Below are 19,838 nucleotides of genomic sequence, written 5' to 3'. Positions count from 1 at the left end.
GTTAAAAAAACCCGCGAGCGCAGCGGCGGTCGCGGGCAATGGAGTTACGTGATTCTGTCTAGCGCTGCGGGGCAGCGCCGTCTGCGCCCATGCCCTTGCTTTTTACCTTCCACTCCGGCCGGGTGCACAGGCCGCAATCGGCGCCGGTGAACATGCGCGCGGCCTGCTGGTCACCCTTGAGCTGCCACTGCAGCCAGGCCACCGCCACCTGGCCGTAGACGCCGCCGTTCGGTTCGCGGTAGGTGCCGGCGTGGCCGGTCTGCTCTTTCCAGGCGCGGAAGGCCGGCACTTGCAGCAGTTCGAAATCGTTGTCCGCATTCGGGTACGCGACGTCGGAAGGCTCGCCCGACACGTACAGCGCAGGCACGCGCAGCGTCTTCACGTCGGCCTTGTCGGCGCGCGAAGCGGCCAGCCTCCAGGCGAAACCGTCTGTCGGGAAGGAGCCGCTGTTCCACACGCCGAGCGTGCTCACACGCGGGTCGTGGGCCGCGTCGATCGCCTGCAAGCCGCCGCAGGACTGGCCCATCACCGCGATCTTGCTGGTGTCGATGCGCCCTTCGTACTTGCCGCCCTTGCGGCTGTTTTCCGCCACCGCCCAGTCGATCGCATCGATCATCTGCTTTGCCGTGGTCGCTGCCGGGCGCTGGCCGGTGTCCGCATGCTTGACGCCCAGCGCGGCCGGCGAGCCGGGCGCCGGCGGGTTCTGGTTATCGGAACTCGACTGCGAACTTTCCGCTTCCTTCGGCCCCATGGTGCCGGTAGCGATTGCCAGGAAGCCGTGCGAGGCGATCTCGCTCAAGAAGTAACGGAAGCGGTTGCCGACATTGACGCAGCCGCCGTTGGCAAAGGCCACCACCGGCAGCTTGTCCTTGCCCAGCGCCGTTAGGCTGGCGGGCCGATACACCACGTGGGTGGCCAGGCCAGGCTCGACTTCCATCACGGCCGGGAAGCGCCCGCTGCCTTGCGGCGTCTCGGGGCTGACATAGGGTGGCGGCGGCGCGACCGGGAAGCGCTTGTGCGGCTCGCGCGTGTTCTGGGCCTGGCTGGCGCCGGCAGCCAGCAGCGCTGCCAGGCCCAGGAAGATGGTGCGGGAAGGCGCCATCGGTGCTCTCTCGGGTAGGTGGGTCGGGCGGCTCAGCGCGGCGGCAGGCGCAAGGCGCCGTCCAGGCGTATCACTTCGCCATTGAGCGACAGGTTGTCCACGATGTGCTCGGCCAGCTGCGCGAACTCCTCGGCCTTGCCGAGGCGCTTGGGGAAGGGAATCGAGGCCGCGAGCGACTGCTGCACTTCTTCCGGCAGCTTGAACAGCAGCGGCGTCATGAACAGGCCCGGGGCCACCGTCATCACGCGCACCCCGAACTGGGCCAGGTCGCGTGCCAGCGGCAAGGTGAGCGAGACCAGGCCCCCTTTCGAGGCGGCGTAGGCTTCCTGTCCCACCTGGCCGTCATAGGCCGCGACCGAGGAAGTGATGATGATGACGCCGCGTTCGCCGTCCTCGGTTGCTTCCTGGGCCACCATCTCGGCCGCCACCAGGCGGATCATGTTGAAGGTGCCGACCAGGTTAACATTGACGATGCGGCTGAAGTCGTCCAGCGGCATCGGCGCGCCGTCGCGCCCGACCAGGCGCTTGGCGCCGCCGATGCCGGCGCAGTTGACCAGCACCCGCGCCGGGCCGTGGCGCTCGCGCGCCGCATGCATCGCCTGCTGCACCGATGCGGTGTCGGTGATGTCGCAGCCGCAGGCGATGCCGCCGATCTCGTCGGCCAGCGCGATCGCCGCTTCCAGGTTGACATCGAGTACCGCCACCTTGGCGCCGGCTCGCGCGAAGCGGCGCGCCGTTTCGGCGCCGAGGCCCGAAGCGCCGCCGGTGACGATGACGGATTTTCCTTGCACGTCCATGTGTTCTCCTTAATTTGCGTAGTCTGGATTTTCGAGCAGGATCGCGATGCCCTGGCCGCCGCCAATACAGGCCGAGGCCACGCCATAGCGCGACTTCTGCTGGCGCAGGGCGCGCGCCAGGGTGATGGTCAGGCGCACGCCGGTGGCGGCCAGCGGGTGGCCCAGCGCGATGGCGCCGCCGTGAATGTTCAGGCGGGCACGGTCCAGGCCCAGTTCGCGCTCGACCGCCACGATCTGCGCGCCTTGCGCTTCGTTGATCTCGAACAGCGCGATGTCGTCGAGCGTGAGGCCGCTGCGTTCGAGCAGCAGGCGGATCGCCGGCGCCGGGCCGATGCCCATGATCTCCGGCGGCACGCCGACGGTGGCGGTGGCCACCACCCGCGCCAGCGGCTTGCGTCCGCGCGCGAAATCGCCGGAGGCGACGATGGCCGCCGCCGCCGCGTCGACCAGGCCCGAGCTGTTGCCGCCGGTTTGCACGCCGTCCGGGTACAGGGGCCGCAGCTTGGCCAGCACCTCCACCGGCGACAGGCGCGCGTGGGTGTCGTGGTCCAGCACCTCGACCTTGCGCGACAGGCGCAGCTTGCGCGGCGTGTAGCCGTCCAGCGTAAAGGTCTCGTTCGCCACCGGCACGATTTCGCCGGCGTGGAAGCCTGATTCGCGTGCCTTCACCGCGCGCTCGAAGGAGAGCGAAGCGAATTGGTCGACCTCGGCGCGGGTGATGCCGTATTTCTTTGCCAGGTTCTCGGCGGTCTGCGGCATGGTCACCTGCGCGGCCGGGTCGTACAAGGCTTCCCACATATAGTCCTTGAACTCGACCGGGGCGCCGAGCTTGAAGCCGCTGCGGTGGTTGAAGGCGGCGATCGGATTGCGTGTCATGGATTCGGTGCCCACCACCAGCGCGGTGTCGGTGTAGCCGCGTGCGATCTGGTCGCCGGCCTGGCGGAACAATTCGAAGCCGGTACCGCAGATGCGCTGCACGTTCAGCGAAGGCACGTCATGCGGCACGCCGGCGTACATGCCGATATGGCGCGGCATGAAGTACTGGAAGTAGTCTCCCGGCGCCATATTGCCGGTGACGACAGAGCCGATGTCCTCCGGCGCCACGCCAGTGCGCGCCAGGATCTCCCGCGCCACCTTGATGCCCATGTCGGTCGGCGAGATGTCGGCGAACACGCCGCAGTAGTCGGCCATCGGTGTGCGCACGCCATCGAGCAGCCAGACGTCGTCGAAGCCTGCGTAGAAACCCTTTGCCATCATGTATATCCTCAGTGTGCGCCAGCGTGGAAGATCGCGGGATCCTGTCCCGCATAGAGCAGCTCGACCAGCGCTGCGCGGTGGGTCAGCACCGCGCGCTGGTTGATCGAGCCCTTGTCGGTGATTTCACCGCGGTCGATCGACGGCGGCTCGGTGAGCAGCAGCGCGCGCGTGACGCGGGTGGCGCTGCCGCTGCCCTGGCCGTGGAGTTTCTTGACCAACTGGTCAAAGTAGGCGCGCACCGGGCCGGCGGCCAGCACCTCGCCAGGCGCCGCGCCCTCCCCCAGCGCGGCCAGCGTGCGGCACTGCGCCAGGTTCGGGATGATCAACAGGCCGATGTCGGCGCGGTCATGGCCGGTGACGACGGCATCCTGCACATAGGGCGCGCCCTCGTGCATGATGCGGCCGCGCAGCGGGCCGACGCTGACCCAGGTGCCGGTATAGAGCTTGAAGTCCTCGGCCACGCGGCCGTCGAACACGAAGCCCAGGTGCGGCTGCTGCGGGTCCAGCCATTTCACGGCGTCGCCCGAGCAGAAGAAGCCTTCCTCGTCGAACATGGCGGCGGTTTCCTCCGGCGCCTTCCAGTAGCCGGGCGTGACGCTGGGGCCGCGGTAGCGCACCTCGAGCTTGTCGCCGCAGGGGACCAGCTTGACTTCCATGCCAGGGCTCGGTACACCGAGTTCGCCCGCATGCACGTCTTCGCGCATGGCGAACAGCGCGCAAGGCGCGGTCTCGGTCATGCCCAGGCCCGTGGTCATGCGGATACGTTCCCCGCAGGCGCTTTCCGCGCTGGCGTGCAGCTTGTCCCACACCGGCTGGGCCAGCGCGGCGCCGGCGTAGAACTGGAGCTTGAGGCGGCTATAGAAGTTGTCGCGCAGGGCAGTGTCACTGGCCAGCGCATTGGCCAGGTCGTCCCAGCCCTTCGGTACGTTGAAATAGATGGTCGGGGCGATCTCGCGCAGGTTGGCGATCGTCGTGCCGATCAGCTGCGGGGTCGGCTTGCCGTCGTCGATGTACAGGGTGCCGCCATTGAACAGCACCAGGTTGAAGTCCTTGTTGCCGCCGAAAGTGTGGTTCCAGGGCAGCCAATCGAGCAGCACCGGCGGCTCTTCCAGCAGGAAGGGCCAGACCTGGGCCAGCATCTGCATATTGCTGCACAACATGCGGTGGGTATTCACCACCGCCTTGGGCAGCTTGGTCGAGCCGGAGGTGAACAGGAACTTGGCGATCGTCTCGGGACCGACGGCTTCCATGGCCGCATCCACCGCAGCCGATGGTTCGCTACTTTCCAGCGCCGAGAACAGCGTCGCTTCACGCCCATCCGGCATGCCGCCCGTGACGACGAATTCGACGTCCGGCCCACAGCAGGCCGCCATCGCACGGCCGAAGGCGGCGCCGTCTGCGGCGAACACCAGGCCGGGATTGAGCAGCTTGACGATATGGCGCAGCTTGTCGAAGTCCTGCGACACCAGCGAATAGGCCGGCGAGATCGGTGCATACGGCACACCGACATACTGGCAGGCCAGCGCCAGCATGGCGTGCTCGAGGTCGTTCCCTGACAGGATCACCACCGGGCGCTGGCTCGACAAGCCGCGATCGAGCAGGGCCTGGCCGATGGCGCGGGCGCTGCCCAGCGCCTGGGCATAGCTGATATGGCGCCAGGCGCCGTCATTGCATCGGCGGGCGATGAAACTGCGCTCCGGCGCCTGCTGCGCCCAGTGGCGCAGGCGGTCGGTCGTGCGCCGGGCGTAGCTGCCCAGCGGCGCGACGGCCTGTACATAGGTGGCGCCCTTGGCCTCGCGGACCCGGACTGCGTCGTCGCCGAATGCCACCGGGCGGTAGCGGACGTGTGCTTCCATGCTCGTGTCTCCGTTCATTCTGTCATCCCGCCTGCCGAGTGCTGTTGCCGCACTTCCCGACCGGCTGCGGTCGTCGGCTGGTCAGCCTGCCGAGCGTACCTTGTTGGCCTTGGCGTCGAGGAAAGCGGCCAGCCGTCCGCGCGTGTCCGGGTCGCTGGATGCCACCGCAGCCATCAGCGCTTCGGTCATCATGCCGTCCTGGATCGACTGGTCGGCGATGCGCGGCAGTACGTGCATCACGCCGTAATTGGTCATCGGCGCATTCGAGGCGATGCGGGCCGCCAGGCCCATGGCCTTGTCCAGGCCTTCGCCCTCGCCCACCAGGTACTGGCTCACGCCGGCCGCATGGCCTTCGGCGGCCGAGAGCACGCGGCCGGTGAGCATCAGGTCGGTCATGGCCGACACGCCGATCAGGCGCGAGATGCGCGCCGAACCGCCGCCGCCGACGAACAGGCCGCGCGAGCCTTCCGGCAGCGCGTAGAAGGCCGATTCCTCGGCCACGCGGATGTGGCAGGCGCTGGCCAGTTCCAGGCCGCCGCCCACCACCGCGCCGTGCATGACCACCACCACCGGCACCCGGCCGAAGGCGATCTTCTCGAATGCAGCATGCCACATGCGCGAGTGCAGGACACCCTCGGTGGTATTGTTTTCACGTACCTCGGACAGGTCGAGGCCTGCGCAGAAGGCGCTGCCCTCGCCGGTCAGCACGGCCGCGCGGGCTTCCGGCGGCAGGTTGTCGAAAGTGTCACGCAGGGCGGCGACCAGGCTGTCGCTCAGGGCGTTGCGCTTGGCCGCACGGCACATGGTGATGCGCGCCACTGCGCCGATCATCTCCAGCTTCAGCAGCGGTGGGGTCTGGTTATCTGTCATGGTTTCGCTCTCTGCACTGGTGCGCGGCACTTCACGGAAGGTTTGATGATGTCTCATAATGGTTATACTTTATAACAAAATCGCGGCCTGTGCAAGATTGTTTCTGCGCCCGTTTCACAACATCGTCGGAAGCGTCCTTCAAGCCTTGAAGGGTCGCCGAAATATAGTTATACTCGAATACGATTATGAAACATAACTAATTTCCACGACGGAGACAGACATGAAACTCATCAGCGCCGATGAAGCGGGTAGCCTGATCAAGGACGAAGCGACGATTTTCCTGGGCGGGCTGGCCATGATCAGCCTACCTGAAGAAGTATTGAAGGGCATCGAACGCCGCTTCCTGGACACCGGCCACCCGCGCTTGCTCACCACCTGGGCCTGCGGCGCCATCGGCAACAGCCGCGACGGCGGCATGGTGCACTTCGCCCACCCGGGCATGATCCGCCGCACCGTGGCCGGCCACTTCGGCCAGACCGGCAAGGAACTGATGAAGATGATCTTCGACGACCAGGTCGAAGCCTACAACTTCCCGCAAGGTTCGCTGTCCCACCTGGCGCGCCACATCGCCGCGAAAACGCCGGGCCTGCTGACCAAGGTCGGCCTGGGCACCTTCGTCGATCCGCGCCTGGAAGGCGGCAAACTGAACGCCAGCGCGAAGGACGACCTGGTGCAGCTGGTCGAATTCGCCGGCGAAGAGTGGCTGTTCTACCCGCGCCCGCACATCGACGTGGCCATTATCCGCGGCACCGTGGCCGATGAAAACGGCAACATCACGCTCGATAAAGAAGGCGTGCTGCTCGAGCAGCTGGCGCTGGCCCAGGCGGCCAAGGCCTGCGGCGGCATCGTCATCGCCCAGGTCGAGCGCATCGTGCAGGCCGGCAGCCTGCACCCGAAAGCGGTCAAGATCCCGGGCCTGGTGGTGGATTACGTCGTGATCGGCAAACCGGAAAACCACATGCAGTCGATTACCACCCAGTTCAACCCTGCCCTGTGCGGCGACGCCAGGGTGCCGGTCAATTCACTCGAACCGATGCTGCTCGACGAGCGCAAGGTGATCGCGCGCCGCGCCGCGATGGAACTCAAGGAAGGCGCGGTGACCAACCTGGGCATCGGCATCCCGGCCGGCATTCCGTCGATCGCGGCGGAAGAAGGCGTGTCCGGCCTGTTGACGCTGTCGATCGAGAGCGGCGTGAATGGCGGCATCCCGGCCCAGGGCGGCGACTTCGCATTGGCCTATAACGCCGAATCGATCATCGAGCAAAGCGCCCAGTTCGATTTCTACGATGGCGGCGGCCTGGATGCCAGTTTCCTGGGGCTGGCCCAGACCGACAACAGCGGCAACGTCAATGTCAGCAAGTTCAATGGCCGGCCGGTCGGTTGTGGCGGCTTCGTCAACATTACCCGTTCCACCAAAAAGCTGGTCTTCTGCGGCAGCTTCACGGCCGGCGGCCTGGAAGTGAAGGTGGTCGACGGCGCGCTGCAGATCCTCCAGGAAGGCAAGGTCCCGAAATTCATCAAGCAGGTCGAACAGATCACCTTCAATGGCCTGGATGCCGCCCGCCGCGGGCAGGAAGTGCTGTTCGTGACGGAGCGCGCGGTGTTCGAGCTCACGCCCGATGGCCTGGAACTGACCGAGATCGCACCAGGCGTCGACCTGGAGCGCGACGTGCTGGCCCACATGGGCTTCCGCCCCATCATGCGCGACGTGAAGCAGATGGACGCGGCCCTGTTCCAGCCTGCCTGGGGCGGGCTGGCCGTGTGCATCGCCGCGAACGGCGCGAAGTAATCCTTCCATGCACGCGGCGCGCCACGGTATGATGATGCGCGCCGCTAGCCATTCCCAGGCGTCGACCCCATGAAAAAACACCTGATCCGCCTCACCGGCGCCGCCCTCGCCGTCCTGGCGGCGAGCACCGGCTACGCCGCCTACGACGGCGCCATCGAACGCTGGTGGGAACCCGGCGACACCCGCGTGTTCCCGCGCGAGCAGGTCTACGCCAACGAGCATGGCAAACTGACCACGCTGAACGGGGCCGGCCAGACCATCACCAAGGGCCACCCCTTCTTTACGGCGCTCGGCAGCAACGGGCGCGCCTGCATCAGCTGCCACCAGCCGGCCGACGGCATGAGCCTGTCGCTGAAGACCATCAACGCGCGCTGGACCCTGCTGCGCGAGAAGGACCCGATCTTCGCGGCCGGCGACGGCGCCAACTGCCCGAATTTGCCGATGCAGGACCGGGCCTCGCACTCGCTGCTGCTCGAGCGCGGCCTGTTCCGCATCCCGCGGGTGTGGCCACCGGTCGATGCCGCCGGCAAGAAGGTAAAGCCCGAGTTCACCATCGAGGTGGTGCGCGACCCGACCGGCTGCAACACCAGCCGCGAGTATGGCCTGGCCAGCAGCAACCCGACGATCTCTGTGTTCCGCCGCCCGCGCCCGGTGGCCAACCTGAAATACATCACGGCGGTCGGCTTCTCGTTCGACCCGAAAAGCGGCCTGCCGCTGCAGCGCGACCCGGAAACCGGGGAGTACGTGAGCGAAGCCCTGATGGCCGACACCCGTGTGCTCACCCTGAAAGACCAGGCGGTCGACGCCATCCGCACCCATTTGCAGATGCATGGCGACCCCACGCCGGAGCAGCTGCGCCAGATCGTCGAGTTCGAATCGCAGATCTCCAGCGCACAAAGCCACGACCAATGGGGCGGCAGCCTGAGCGAGGCCGGCGCCAAGGGCGGCCCGCAGCATATCGAAGAGAACAAGGGCGGCATGCTGCAATCGGGCTCCAACCCGATCTGGAAGGAGTTCCTGGCCTGGAAAGCGGGCAAGTCCGCGCCATCGGCGAATGTCGAACAACAGAAATTCCGCGAATCGGTGGCGCGCGGCGCGGAGCTGTTCAGCAAGCGCAACTTCCTGATCAAGGGCTCGGCCGGCATCAATTCGATGGGCTTCGGCGACCCGGTGCTCAACTCCTGCGCCATGTGCCACAACATGCACGGCAGCGGCATCGACATCGCCCCGGGCCGCATCGACCTGGGCACCACCAACGAGCCGCACGCCAAGCCTTCGCCGGAACTGCCGCTGTTCAAGCTCACCTGCAAGCCCGGCTACAAGCCGCACCCCTTCCTGGGCAAGGTGGTCTATACCCAGGACCCGGGCTATGCGCTCACCACCGGACGCTGCGAGGACATCGGCAAGATCACCACCCAGTCGATGCGCGGCCTCGCCGGCCGCGCGCCCTACTTCGCCAACGGCGCGGCCGGGACCCTGCGCGAAATCGTCGACATCTACGACCGCCGCTACCACATCCAGTTCACCGAGCAGGAAAAGCAGGACCTGGTCAACCTGATGAAAGTGCTGTAATGAAGACAAGCCGCACACTGCTTTGCACGGCGCTGCTGGGCGCACTGGTCCAGGCGCAGGCGGTCGAATTCGTCGCCTGCCCGGTCTACCGCGACACCGAGAATGGCCGCAAGTCCGGCTGCTGGCTGGCCACCGACGGCGCCACTGGCGTTCGCTACGACGTTACCGATGCCGCCAACAAGCCGCTGGTCGGACGCATGGTGCTGGTCGAAGGCGAAGTGGCGGGCGCCAGGGATATCTGCGGCGGGGTCGCGCTCAACCCGGTGCGGGTGGCTGTACTGGACGAGCCTTGCACGGAAGTGATCATTCCGCCGGAAGGCTTCCCCAGCAAGCCCTCGGTGCTGCCTGCGGAACTCCTGCAGCCGCTCGGCGTGGCGCGGACCATGCCGGTCGCGCCCTTCAGCGTCCAGACTTACGAGGTCGGTTTCAGCTACAACGACGACCGCCTGATCTACCAGAGCGTCGAGACCACGCTTGAGAAGGCCATGCTGTATTCGGTGGCCAGCAAGGCGCGCAGCGTCAAAGTGACCGGCTATGCGGACGTAAAGGGTTTCACTGTTTCGGGCCGGCGCCTGGCCGAACCGAAGGCGCTGGCGAAGGCCAGGGCCGAGATGGTGAAGCTGGCGCTGGTGCGCCTGGGAGTACCGGAAAGCTCGGTCAAGCTCGACTGGCGCATCGACCCGCAGGCGATCGACGCACCGCCATCGCTGGCCAATGCGTCGAAACGCCGCGTTACCGTGGTGGTGCAGCCTTAGGCTCGCCCGCGCAGCTTCCTTCGGATCCGGAGCAGGGCCGGATGAAGGGCGCCGGCGTGAAGGCGGTGTAGTCGGCGCCATCCGGCGCCACGGTCGCCGCCAGCGCATTGAGCGATGCCGGATCGGCCTTCCAGGCGTTGCCGGCGATACGGTCTTGCAGGGTCATGAGCGCCGCCACCGTTTCGCCGGGCTTGAAGTTGCAGTGCCCGACGCGCTGCACATAGGCTTCGCGTACCAGGTCCCCCGCCCCTGCGGCGCGGGCCAGGCGCGCGTATTCGCCCGTGAATTCGGCCAGCGTCACCTGGTCGGACACGGTCTGCACCAGCAGCATCGGTTTGGTCAGCTTCCCACTCGGCGCATAGTTGCGCTTCATGTAGTCGACGGCGCCCGGCTCGGCCGCGATGCGCGGCGCGGCGGCCAGGCGCGCCAGGTCGGCGTCCAGGTCCAGGCCGGCCTGCGCATACAACGTGCGCACGAACTCCGTGCGACCCGATTTCTTCAGCTGGGCCGCATAGTCGATGCCGGTATTCCACGAAAAATTCCCGCCCGCGCGCGCCAGCTGGTCGTCGCGCGGCAGCAGGGTCGCACCGATGAAGCCTTTATATAGCTGGTGCTGCTGGGCCGCGATGTCGCCAGGCGCCGGCTGGGCGCTGCCCGCGTCGATCCAGGTCGGCACCTGGCCCAGGGTCGCGGCCAGCGCCAGGCGCGCACGGCCCGCCGGGTTGGACTGGGCCGCGTCGAGCTGGGCCTGCCACTGCGCCAGCTGGGCCTTGCCCTCGCCCGCCGGGCCATTGAACAGCACCGGCAGCGCGCTGTCCGGAGCCAACAAAGTCTTGAAGGCCCAGGCGCCGTCCAGCGCCGCATTCATCATGCCGGGCGTGCCCGCAGCCGAGGCACACAGGGCCAGGCCGGCATCGAAGCGCTGGGGATGGCGCTCCAGCAGCGCGATCGTCACCAGGCCGCCCATCGAGGTGCCCCAGGCGATCGTGCGTGTCGGCTTGCCCACCTGGGCGCTGAAGGCGTCGAGCGTGGCCACCTGGTCCGGCACCGCTTCTTCCAGCGCCCAGCCGGCTTTCGAGAAGCCCGATGCGGCGAGCGCGAAACCGCGCGTCAGCAGCAAGTCCTTCTCGCCTTTGGCCACATTGCGCACCGGGCCGGCGCTGGGACCGGCCGAATAGCCGCGGCTGAACAGCAGCACGGTGCCGTTCCAGTCGGGCGGCACGTCGAAGGTGTAGCGCGCGCCGTTGGCGAGGCTGCCTTCGATGTGGCGCACCGGGGCCGGTTCCGCCGCCACGCCCGCGCTGGCATACAGCGCCAGCGCCGCTAACCCTGCTCTCAGGCGCGCCGCCATCAGAACTTGTACGACAGCGTGAGCGAAGCAAAACGGCCCATCGCGCTGGCGTTCTGCGGGTCGAAGGCCAGGGTGGCGTTCTGCACGTAAGGCGGGTCGCGGTCCAGCAGGTTCTGCACGCTCAGGGCCGCGCGCAGTTCCTTGTACTGTTCGCCGAACAGCTTGCCGATATCGTATTGCGCGGTCAGGTCGAAGGTGGTGTACGAACCGACCGTCGGGCGCGTCGCCAGGGTCGCATTGGTGTAGGCGTTGGTGAAATTGGCGAAGGCGGTCACGCGGGCATCCTGGCCGGTCCAGCCCAGTTCGGCGCGGGCGCGCAGGCGCACCGGGTTGTTCAGGGTGTTCAGCAGGCCGCCCACCAAGGGCGTGGTCGGGGTGAACTGCTGCTTGTAGTTGAAGATGTAGTTGGCATTGGCGGCGGCCGTCATGCGTCCGAAACCGGTGGTCCAGTCGTAGCGCGCCGACAGGTCGACGCCGCTGGTCTTGACCACGCCCGCATTGTAGCGGCGGCCGTCGGCGACGAAGCGCAGGCCGGCGATCGGTTCCTGGGTATTGCCGGTGAAGGTAGGCTGGGCCATCAGGGCCTGCAGCTGGGCCACGGTGGGCGTGGTGTTCAGGTAAGGCGACAGTTCCGGCTTCTGGAAGATCGCCTGGTCGTTGCCCGGTGTGAGGATGCGGTCCTGGTAGTCCACCTTGAAGAAGTCGGCGGTCAGGCTCAGGCCCTTCAAGGCGGCGGGCTTGACGTTCAGGCCGAAGGTGGTGATGTCGGCGGTTTCCGGGCCCAGGCCTTCGCGGCCACCCAGCAGCACGATGCCGCGGGTCTGGGTGCGGCCGTCGGCGCCGATGCGGTCGACCACGTTGATCAGGCCCGCATTGATCGGATCGAGGTCGCCCAGGGTCGGGGCGCGGAAGGCGGTGCCGTAGGTGGCATACACCTTCATGCCCGATACCGGCACCCAGTCGATGCCGGCCTTCGGGTTGCTGGTGAAGCCGAAGTCGCTGTAGTCGTCGGCGCGGATCGCCAGCGACAGGTCGAGGCGCTCGACGAAGGGCATGGCGTTGGCCTTGCCCACCACCGGCACGTTGGCTTCTGCGTACAGCGACTTCACGGTCCGCTTGGGCATGGAGCGCGAATTATCGATGTGGAAGACGGTGCTGTTGTTCGGGGTCGAGTTGTTGCGGTCCTCGTAGTAGGCCATCTCGTCCTTGTGGATCTCGCCGCCCACCGCCACGCGCAGCTTGCCGGCCGGGAGGCTCAAGACCGGGCCATCGAACTTCATGCCTACGTCATGCATTTTGTACGAGGAATTGCGGTCGTTGAAGGCGATGAGTTTCGCGATCGTGGCCGGGTTATTGCACTGGAAAGCGGCGGCGTCGCAGAACAGGTTCAGCGCGGTGGCGGCATTGGTGTCGGCCAGGGCCGCGTTGACGGCATTGCCGTTGATATTGCCGCTCAAGGATTTTTCATCGGTGCGGCTGGTGGCCACGTAGGCATTGCCGCTCCAGTCGGTGCCGATGTCGAAGTCCAGGCCCGCCATGATGCGGCCGGTGCGCTCGTGTCCCTGGCTCAGGTTGTTGCCGATGTCGTTGATCCAGGAGTAGTTCACCACTGTCGAGGTGGCGCCGGCCACGGGGCTCATGAAGAAGGGATTGGCCGGGCGTACCGTGTACGAGCCGGAGCTCGGGTCGCTGAAACGTTCGTACTTGCGCTCCGAGCCGAAGGCTTCCAGGTTCAGGCGCAGCGTCGGGCTCAGTTCCTGGCTAAAGGCGGTCACGATACTCAGGCGATCCTGTTCCGGCAAGGCGTCGCGGCCCCGGTAGATGCTCAGGCGGTTCGGGGTGCTCGACAGCCGCGCAGCGGTGAGGCCGCGGCCGTCCTGGCCGGCCGGGATGCCGTAGCGGGTGCTGCCGACCTGGATGTTGCCCGGACTGGCGTTGAAGCTGCGCAGGTCGGGGCCGCCCCATGGCCGCATGTCGTCGGTATAGAAGGCGCGGTTGTCGCTTGATAAGCGCGAGCGCTTGTTCTTGTCGATGGCGAACATGACGTTGCCGCCTTCCCAGTTGCGGCCGGCGATGGCGCCCACCTGGGTCTGGTGCATGTCCTCGGCCACGCCGTGGCGCGCCGAGACCTGCACCCCGTCGAAGCGCTTGCGCAGCCGGATATTCACGACGCCGCCCACCGCATCCGAGCCGTAGGTGGCCGAGCCGCCGTCGGTGATCACCTCGATGCGCTCGACCGCCAGCGGCGGAATGGTCGCCGGGTCGGTGTACTGGGCCGCCAGGCCGCCCGGCGCCATGCGCACGCCGTTAACCAGGGTCAGCGTCGATTCCGGTCCCAGGCCGCGCAGGTTGATGCCCGAGCCCGAGGTGATGTTCTGGTTCGCATTCTGGGTATTGCTGTTATGGCTGTCGGTCGCGCCCAGGTTCTGCACCTGGGGCAGCAGGCGCAGCAAATCCGTGGTGGTGGCCGCGCCGGACTTCTCGATGGCTTCGCGATCGAGCTTGGCGACCGGCGCGCCGACCGGGGCCGCGCCGCGGATCAGGGTGCCGGTGACGACCACCGAATCCATCTTGGCCGGCGCATCCTGGGCCAGGGCCGCAGGCATCGCGCCCAGCATGCCGCTGGCGCACAACACCGCGACCAGGTGACTGATCCTCATCGGGCGCAGGTTGAACGGCTGGTCGGCTTGGCGCGGCTGGTGTTGGGTAGTGCCTTGCATGGTGAGGTCTCCAGAATTGGCGCGCTGCCCGGTCGGGTCGCGGCTTGGTTTTAATTTATAATGATTTTAGTTTATAACCAAACTTCGATGGCTAGCAAGCGATTTCGCGCTGTCGGCCGCGCCCCGGATCATGCACGCCGCATGATGACGTGATTCTTGCATATAATGGTTTTGTCATATAATCGGGGACGCCGCCATCCGGCATGCGCCGCATCGTTTTGCAGTGCTGGCCCTACCCTACCGACGCCCATTCAGATGCCGACCAAGAAGCACGAACAATTCGTCAACGCCGTCCAGGAAGCGGCCGACCAGCCGCTCAACCAGGAGATGCTGCTTAGCCTGGTCGGCTACAACTGCCGCCGCGCCTACCTGTCCATCATGCCGCTGTTCCACGAGCGCATGAGTGAACTCGACCTGCGCACGGTGGACTTCTCGGTCCTGAGCCTGCTGCACGCGAACCCGAACATCACCCAGAAGCGCCTGTCGAACGCGATCAACGTGTCGCCGCCGAACCTGGCCATCCTGCTCGACCGCCTGGAAGCGCGCGGCCTGCTGCTGCGCCAGCGTAATCCGCTGGACAAGCGTTCGCAGACCCTGATCCTGACTGCCGAGGGCGAGCGGATGGCGGTGGAGGCGGAAGACAAGGTCAGCGCGCTGGAGGCGGACGCCACCTCGGCGCTGTCGAATGCGGAACGCGCGCAGCTCCTGAAACTGCTGCAAAAGATCTTCCAGCCCTCGCGCGGGTAAGCGTGGAACGTAGGGTGGTCGGCTCTGCCGACCGCGCGTTCGACTCCGGCCTGCGCCGCGACAGCGTTTCCGCTAGCTGGACGCGCGGTCGGCGAAGCCGACCACCCTACCTGGCCCTGCCTCATAACAGCGCCGCCAACTCCACCTGCACCTTCAGTAGCGCCGGCAGGAAGCGCTCGACGATCTCGCCGCCGGCGATGCGGGTTGCGTGCAGGCTCACATTCATCGCCGCCACCGTGTCGCCGCGGAAGTTCTTGATCGGGACCGACAGGGTGCGAAGCCCCAGCTCCAGTTCCTGGTCCACCAGCGAATAGCCCTGCGAACAGGTGCGTGCGATCTCCAGCAGCAGGCGCTCGCGGTTGACGATGGTGTGCTCGGTGAGCGCTTCGATGTGAACGCGGGCGACGTAGGCTTCCACTTCCGGCTGCGGCAGGCTGGCCAGCATCACGCGCCCGTTGGCGGTGCAGTAGGCCGGCACCCGGGTGCCCGGCTGCAGCGTGCCGGACACCAGCTTGCCCCCGCTGACGGCCGCCACGCACACCAGGTCGTCCCCTTCCAGCACCCCGGCCGATGCTGCCTCGCCCAGCGAGAACGCGAGCCGGTACAGCAAGGGCTGCACGATCCGCGGCAGGCGCGCCGAATGCAGGTAGGACTGGCCCAGGCGCAGCACCTTGGGCGTGAGCGAAAACACCTTGTCGACCTGGCGCGCATAGCCCAGGTGGACCAGCGTGATCAGGTAGCGCCGCGCCGCCGCGCGCGTGAGCCCGGTGCGCTCGGCGACTTCGCTGATGGTCAGGCGCGAACGCTCCTGGTCGAAGGACTCGATCACCTGCAGGCCTTTATCGAGGCCGGCGATCAGGTCGCGCGCCTGGGGCGCCTCCGGCTCGGCAGCGTTTTCGTTATAGTTCATAAATATCCCCTGTTTGTGCGAATATCGCACAATATGGGCGATGTGCGCAACTTGGGCAACAACCGCGGCTTGTTTGGCGCCAGCCGCAGGTCTAGGATGGCTTCACCAGACCAGAGAGGCGGGCTTTGGGCGATGGTCGCCCATCTTGCTACCGCCGCCACCACAGGAGATTGCCGTGCAATTCGATGCGCTCCCGCCGGGCAGCCACCCGGGCGTGATCTACCCACCCTATAAATCGACCGTGAAACGCGGCCCCACCCAGGATCCGGTGTTGATCCATGCGCCCGCGCCGCTCACGACCAACCTGGCTGCCGCGCGCAGCCTGCTGCTGCCGCATGACGCCGACCTGACCGCCCATGGGCAAGCTGCGCCGCTGGGCGAGAAGATCGTCGTTACCGGCCGCGTGGTCGACGAAGACGGCAAGCCGGTGCGCAATTCGCTGCTCGAGGTGTGGCAGGCCAATGCATCCGGGCGCTACCGCCACAAGAAAGACCAGCACGACGCCCCGCTCGACCCGAACTTCAACGGCTGGGGCAAGATGCTGACCGACGACGATGGCCGCTACCGCTTCGTCACCATCAAGCCCGGCGCCTACCCGTGGGGTAACCACGACAAGGCCTGGCGCCCGGCCCACATCCATTTCTCGCTGTTCGGGAACGTGTACGCGCAGCGCCTGGTGACGCAAATGTACTTCCCGGGCGACCCGCTGTTTGCCTACGACCCGATCTACCAGAGCCTTTCCGACCTCGCCGCGCGCGATCGCCTGGTCTCGCGCTTCAGCATCGACCAGACCGTCGGCGCCGAGATGCTGGGATATGAATTCGACATCGTCCTGCGCGGCCGCGACGCCACGCCGATGGGCCTTTAAGCGGAGCCGCACATGACTTTACCGATCACTCCTTCCCAGACCATCGGCCCGTTCTCGCATGAAGCCTGGGACTGGGCCGTGGACGCCAGCGCGTCGGCGCAGCCCGGTCCGTCCGCGATCACCATCCAGGGCGTCCTGCTCGACGGCGACGGCGCGCCGATCAACGACGGCATGATCGAGACCTGGACGCCCGGCGCGACGGCTGCCGAAAGCGGCAACGCCCTGCCGGGCTTTCGCCGCATCGCCACCGGCGAGGACGGTGGATTCACCCTGCACCTGACGCGCGGCCAGTCCGGCGAAGGCGAGCCGGCCGCCCTGCTGACCGTGTTCGCACGCGGCCTGCTGGTGCACCAGTTCACCGCCGTCTTCCTGGAAGAAGACAAGCTGGACGCGTCCACCATCCTGCGCCAGGTGCCGGCCCCGCGCCGCGCCGGCCTGGTCGCGCGCAAGACCGGGGCCGGCACCTACGCCTGGACCATCCGCATGCAGGGCGCCGACGAAACCGTGTTCTTCGACTTCGGCGGCCAGGCATGAGCGTGTCGCTGTTCGACGCTTTCCTCAGCACGCCCGAGATGATCGCCGCGTTCGACGACGGCGCCGTGGTGCAGGCCATGTTCCGCTTCGAGGAAACGCTGGCCCGCGCCCAGGCGGCGCATGGGCTGATTCCCGACAGCGCCGCGCGCGCCATTGCCGGGGTGTGCAAGGCGCCACTCTACGATATCCCGGCGCTGGTGCATGCCAGCCGCCGCGCCGGCAGCCTGGCGATCCCGCTGGTGAAGGAACTCACGGCGGCGGTGGCCCTGTACGACAAGGAGGCGTCGACCTGGGTCCATTACGGCAGCACCAGCCAGGACGTGATCGACAGCGCCATGGTGCTGGTGACGCGCGAGGCGCTGGCCCTGCTTGATGCGGGCCTGGCCACGCTGGTGGACACCCTGCTGGCGCTGGCCGAGCGCCATGCCGGCACGCCGGTGCTGGCGCGCACCCTGATGCAGCCGGCGCAAGTGACGAGTTTTGGATTCAAGGCCGCGCTGTGGGCCGCGCCCCTGGTGCGCTCCCAAGCGCAGCTGAAGTCCTGCGCCGCACGTGCGCTGCAGCTCCAGCTGGGCGGCGCGGTCGGCACCCGCGCCGTCATGGGGGCCCAGGGCGCAGCCGTGGCCCGCCACATGGCCGATGAACTCGGCCTGGCCTGCCCGGCGGTGGCCTGGCACACCCAGCGCGACGAATGGGTGCGCCTCGGACTCGAAGTGGCCGTGCTCACGGGTAGCCTGGGCAAGATTGCCACCGACCTGGCGCTGATGGCGCAGGGCGAGATCGGCGAGCTGGCCGAGCCGGTGGCCGTGGGGCGTGGCGGCTCGTCCGCCATGCCGCACAAGCGCAACCCGGTGGCCGCCATGATCGCGCTGGCGGCCAGTGGCCGCAGCCCGCACGCGGCCGCCAACCTGCTGGGCGCGATGGGTCAGCAGCATGAACGTGGCCTGGGCAATTGGCAGGCCGAACTGGCCGGCTGGCCGGGCCTGTTCCTGTCGGCCCACGGCGCCCTCGCCGCCCTCAACGAGGCGATGGCCGGCCTGCAGGTCGACGAAGCGCGCATGCGCGCCAACATCGACGCCCTCGGGGGCCTGGTCTTCGGCGAAGCGCTGGCCGGCTGCATCGGCGCCGTCATCGGCCGCCCGGCCGCCCACACCATGGTCGAGGAGCTGACCCGCAGCGCCGTCGCCCAGCAGCGCCACCTGGCCGAGGTAGCCTCCGACGCCGTCGAGCAGGACGAACGCCTGCGCGGGCGCATCGACCTGGCCCGCTGGCAAGCGCTGTTCGACCTGGACGCCGCCGCCCAGCCAGCCGCCGCGCTAGCGCACGAGGTCCTGCGCACCCTGCGCCCGTAACCCAGACAGGAACAAGAACCATGAGCCACGACCCGATCGACCACGACTACGAACGCGGCCTGCGCAACCGGCGCAGTATCCTGGGCGACGCCTGGGTGGACCGCTCCACCAATAACGCCAACGAATTCAATGCCGAGTTCCAGAACCTGATCACGCGCTTTGCGTGGCACGAGATCTGGGGGCGCCCGGGCCTGGCGCCGCGCCTGCGCCGCGTAATCGTGCTGGCCTCCACCATGGCGCTGGCGCGCTGGGAAGAATTCGAGCTGCATGTGCGCGCCGCCCTGCAGGACGAGAGCGAAAACGGCTTGAGCCAGGACGAGCTGAAGGAAGTCCTCATGCAGGCCGCGATCTACAGCGGGGTGCCGGCCGCGAACACCGGCTTCGCACTGGCCCAGCACATCCTGCGCGATCTGGAACGCCCGCTCGCCCCGACCCATCCGGCCGAAGTGGCGCACCCGGGCGTGGGCCGCGAAGGCGCGACCGCCGGCAGCCCGCGCCTGCACTACAGCGTCCGCGCGCCTCGCAGCGGCAAGGCGCCGCGCCATACGGTGGTGCTGAGCCATGCGCTGGGCTGCGACCTCGACATGTGGGATGGTCTGGCCAACCACCTGGCCCGCGATTGCCGCGTGATCTGCTACGACCACCGCGGCCACGGCAGCTCGGAAGCGCCACCCGGCCCCTACACGATGGCGGACCTGGCCGACGACGCCGCCCGCCTGTTGCGCGAACTCGATTCCGGCCCGGTGGTGTGGATCGGCCTGTCGATGGGCGGCATGGTCGGCCAGGAGCTGGCCCTGCGCCACCCGACGCTGGTGTCGGCGCTGGTGGTCGCCAATTCGACGTCCAGCTATCCGGATGCTGCCAAGTCCATGTGGCAGGACCGGATCGCCACTGTCACGGACAAGGGCGTGGAAGCGATCGCCGACGCCGTCATGGGACGCTACTTCCATGACGCCTTCCGCGATGCGCAGCCGGCCACCGTCGCCCGCTTCCGCCGCCGCGTGGCCTCCACCGGCGCCGCCGGCTACGCCGCCTGCTGCGCCGCCGTTGCCGGCGTCGACACCACCGCGCGCCTGCCCGGCGTCGCGGTGCCGGCCCTCGTCATCGCCGGCGAACTCGATGCCGGCACGCCGCTCGCGATGTCGGAGCAGATGGCGGCCGCGCTGCCGCAGGCCCGCCTGGCCATCGTCACCCAGGCTTCGCACCTGAGCGCCATCGAACAGCCTGTCGTATTTGCCCAGCTGGTCGACGAATTCATCGCGAACCTGTAGATCGATTCCCATCGCGCCGAAAAAAGGTTATATTACATAAGCATATACAAGGCAAGCCGGCGCAGACCGGATGCCGGACATCGACAA

The 19,838-nt window shown here is 67.4% G+C and carries 16 protein-coding genes; 8 read left to right on the top strand and 8 right to left on the bottom strand.

What is annotated here, in order from left to right:
• Window positions 1-58: 58 nt before the first annotated feature.
• From BM031_RS12200 to BM031_RS12180, 5 genes are all read right to left on the bottom strand, one after another.
• Complete coding sequence (locus BM031_RS12200) at window positions 59-1,102, bottom strand: alpha/beta hydrolase (protein WP_091874844.1); 1,044 nt, start codon at window positions 1,100-1,102, stop codon at window positions 59-61.
• Window positions 1,103-1,134: 32 nt separating this feature from the next.
• A complete protein-coding gene (locus BM031_RS12195; RefSeq protein WP_091874843.1) occupies window positions 1,135-1,899 on the bottom strand; it encodes an SDR family NAD(P)-dependent oxidoreductase in 765 nt (254 codons plus the stop codon).
• Between the two features lie 9 nt (window positions 1,900-1,908).
• Complete coding sequence (locus tag BM031_RS12190) at window positions 1,909-3,156, bottom strand: thiolase family protein (RefSeq protein ID WP_091874842.1); 1,248 nt, start codon at window positions 3,154-3,156, stop codon at window positions 1,909-1,911.
• A gap of 8 nt (window positions 3,157-3,164) precedes the next feature.
• Window positions 3,165-5,012, bottom strand: a complete 1,848-nt coding sequence (locus tag BM031_RS12185; protein ID WP_091874841.1) for a feruloyl-CoA synthase — start codon at window positions 5,010-5,012, stop codon at window positions 3,165-3,167.
• An 81-nt stretch (window positions 5,013-5,093) separates the two neighbouring features.
• Window positions 5,094-5,882 (bottom strand): crotonase/enoyl-CoA hydratase family protein, encoded by a 789-nt coding sequence (locus BM031_RS12180; RefSeq protein WP_091874881.1) that lies wholly within the window; start codon window positions 5,880-5,882, stop codon window positions 5,094-5,096.
• 220 nt (window positions 5,883-6,102) lie between these two features.
• On the opposite strand from BM031_RS12180, the gene BM031_RS12175 reads away from it, so the two are divergent.
• The 3 genes from BM031_RS12175 (at window position 6,103) to BM031_RS12165 (ending at window position 9,998) form a co-directional block, all read left to right on the top strand.
• A complete protein-coding gene (locus BM031_RS12175; RefSeq protein ID WP_091874840.1) occupies window positions 6,103-7,671 on the top strand; it encodes an acyl CoA:acetate/3-ketoacid CoA transferase in 1,569 nt (522 codons plus the stop codon).
• Window positions 7,672-7,740: 69 nt separating this feature from the next.
• Complete coding sequence (locus BM031_RS12170; RefSeq protein WP_091874839.1) at window positions 7,741-9,243, top strand: hypothetical protein; 1,503 nt, start codon at window positions 7,741-7,743, stop codon at window positions 9,241-9,243.
• Window positions 9,243-9,998, top strand: coding sequence for an OmpA family protein (locus BM031_RS12165; RefSeq protein WP_091874838.1), 756 nt, complete (start codon window positions 9,243-9,245; stop codon window positions 9,996-9,998). Before BM031_RS12170 ends, BM031_RS12165 begins: the two co-directional genes overlap by 1 nt.
• Here the strand turns inward: BM031_RS12165 and BM031_RS12160 are convergent.
• Both BM031_RS12160 and BM031_RS12155 read right to left on the bottom strand, forming a co-directional pair.
• On the bottom strand, window positions 9,976-11,349 hold the full coding sequence (locus tag BM031_RS12160) for a serine aminopeptidase domain-containing protein (protein ID WP_091874837.1): 1,374 nt from the start codon (window positions 11,347-11,349) through the stop codon (window positions 9,976-9,978). The genes BM031_RS12165 and BM031_RS12160 overlap by 23 nt on opposite strands.
• Window positions 11,349-14,069 carry a TonB-dependent receptor domain-containing protein gene (locus BM031_RS12155; protein WP_091874836.1) on the bottom strand — a complete coding sequence of 907 codons (2,721 nt, stop codon included), beginning with the start codon at window positions 14,067-14,069 and terminating at the stop codon, window positions 11,349-11,351. Before BM031_RS12155 ends, BM031_RS12160 begins: the two co-directional genes overlap by 1 nt.
• A 255-nt stretch (window positions 14,070-14,324) precedes the next feature.
• Between BM031_RS12155 and BM031_RS12150 the strand changes: the two genes are divergently transcribed.
• The gene (locus BM031_RS12150; protein ID WP_091874835.1) at window positions 14,325-14,816 is read left to right on the top strand and encodes a MarR family winged helix-turn-helix transcriptional regulator; all 492 of its coding nucleotides are present in this window, start codon (window positions 14,325-14,327) and stop codon (window positions 14,814-14,816) included.
• A gap of 121 nt (window positions 14,817-14,937) precedes the next feature.
• On the opposite strand, the gene BM031_RS12145 is transcribed toward BM031_RS12150, so the two are convergent.
• The gene (locus tag BM031_RS12145) at window positions 14,938-15,726 is read right to left on the bottom strand and encodes an IclR family transcriptional regulator domain-containing protein (protein WP_091874834.1); all 789 of its coding nucleotides are present in this window, start codon (window positions 15,724-15,726) and stop codon (window positions 14,938-14,940) included.
• 175 nt (window positions 15,727-15,901) lie between these two features.
• Between BM031_RS12145 and pcaH the strand changes: the two genes are divergently transcribed.
• Genes pcaH through pcaCD form a run of 4 tightly spaced genes read left to right on the top strand, consistent with a single transcriptional unit; the run spans window position 15,902 to window position 19,751 of the window.
• The gene (gene pcaH / locus BM031_RS12140) at window positions 15,902-16,594 is read left to right on the top strand and encodes a protocatechuate 3,4-dioxygenase subunit beta (RefSeq protein ID WP_091874833.1); all 693 of its coding nucleotides are present in this window, start codon (window positions 15,902-15,904) and stop codon (window positions 16,592-16,594) included.
• 12 nt (window positions 16,595-16,606) lie between these two features.
• Window positions 16,607-17,128, top strand: coding sequence for a peptidase associated/transthyretin-like domain-containing protein (locus tag BM031_RS12135; protein ID WP_091874832.1), 522 nt, complete (start codon window positions 16,607-16,609; stop codon window positions 17,126-17,128).
• On the top strand, window positions 17,125-18,480 hold the full coding sequence (locus BM031_RS12130) for a lyase family protein (protein WP_091874831.1): 1,356 nt from the start codon (window positions 17,125-17,127) through the stop codon (window positions 18,478-18,480). Before BM031_RS12135 ends, BM031_RS12130 begins: the two co-directional genes overlap by 4 nt.
• 20 nt (window positions 18,481-18,500) lie before the next feature.
• The gene (gene pcaCD, locus BM031_RS12125) at window positions 18,501-19,751 is read left to right on the top strand and encodes a bifunctional 4-carboxymuconolactone decarboxylase/3-oxoadipate enol-lactonase PcaCD (protein WP_091874830.1); all 1,251 of its coding nucleotides are present in this window, start codon (window positions 18,501-18,503) and stop codon (window positions 19,749-19,751) included.
• Window positions 19,752-19,838: the final 87 nt, after the last annotated feature.

It is taken from the genome of Massilia yuzhufengensis (genome assembly GCF_900112225.1).
In the GTDB taxonomy this organism is placed as follows: domain Bacteria; phylum Pseudomonadota; class Gammaproteobacteria; order Burkholderiales; family Burkholderiaceae_D; genus Telluria; species Telluria yuzhufengensis.
This window is presented reverse-complemented; position numbering and strand designations above follow the sequence as displayed.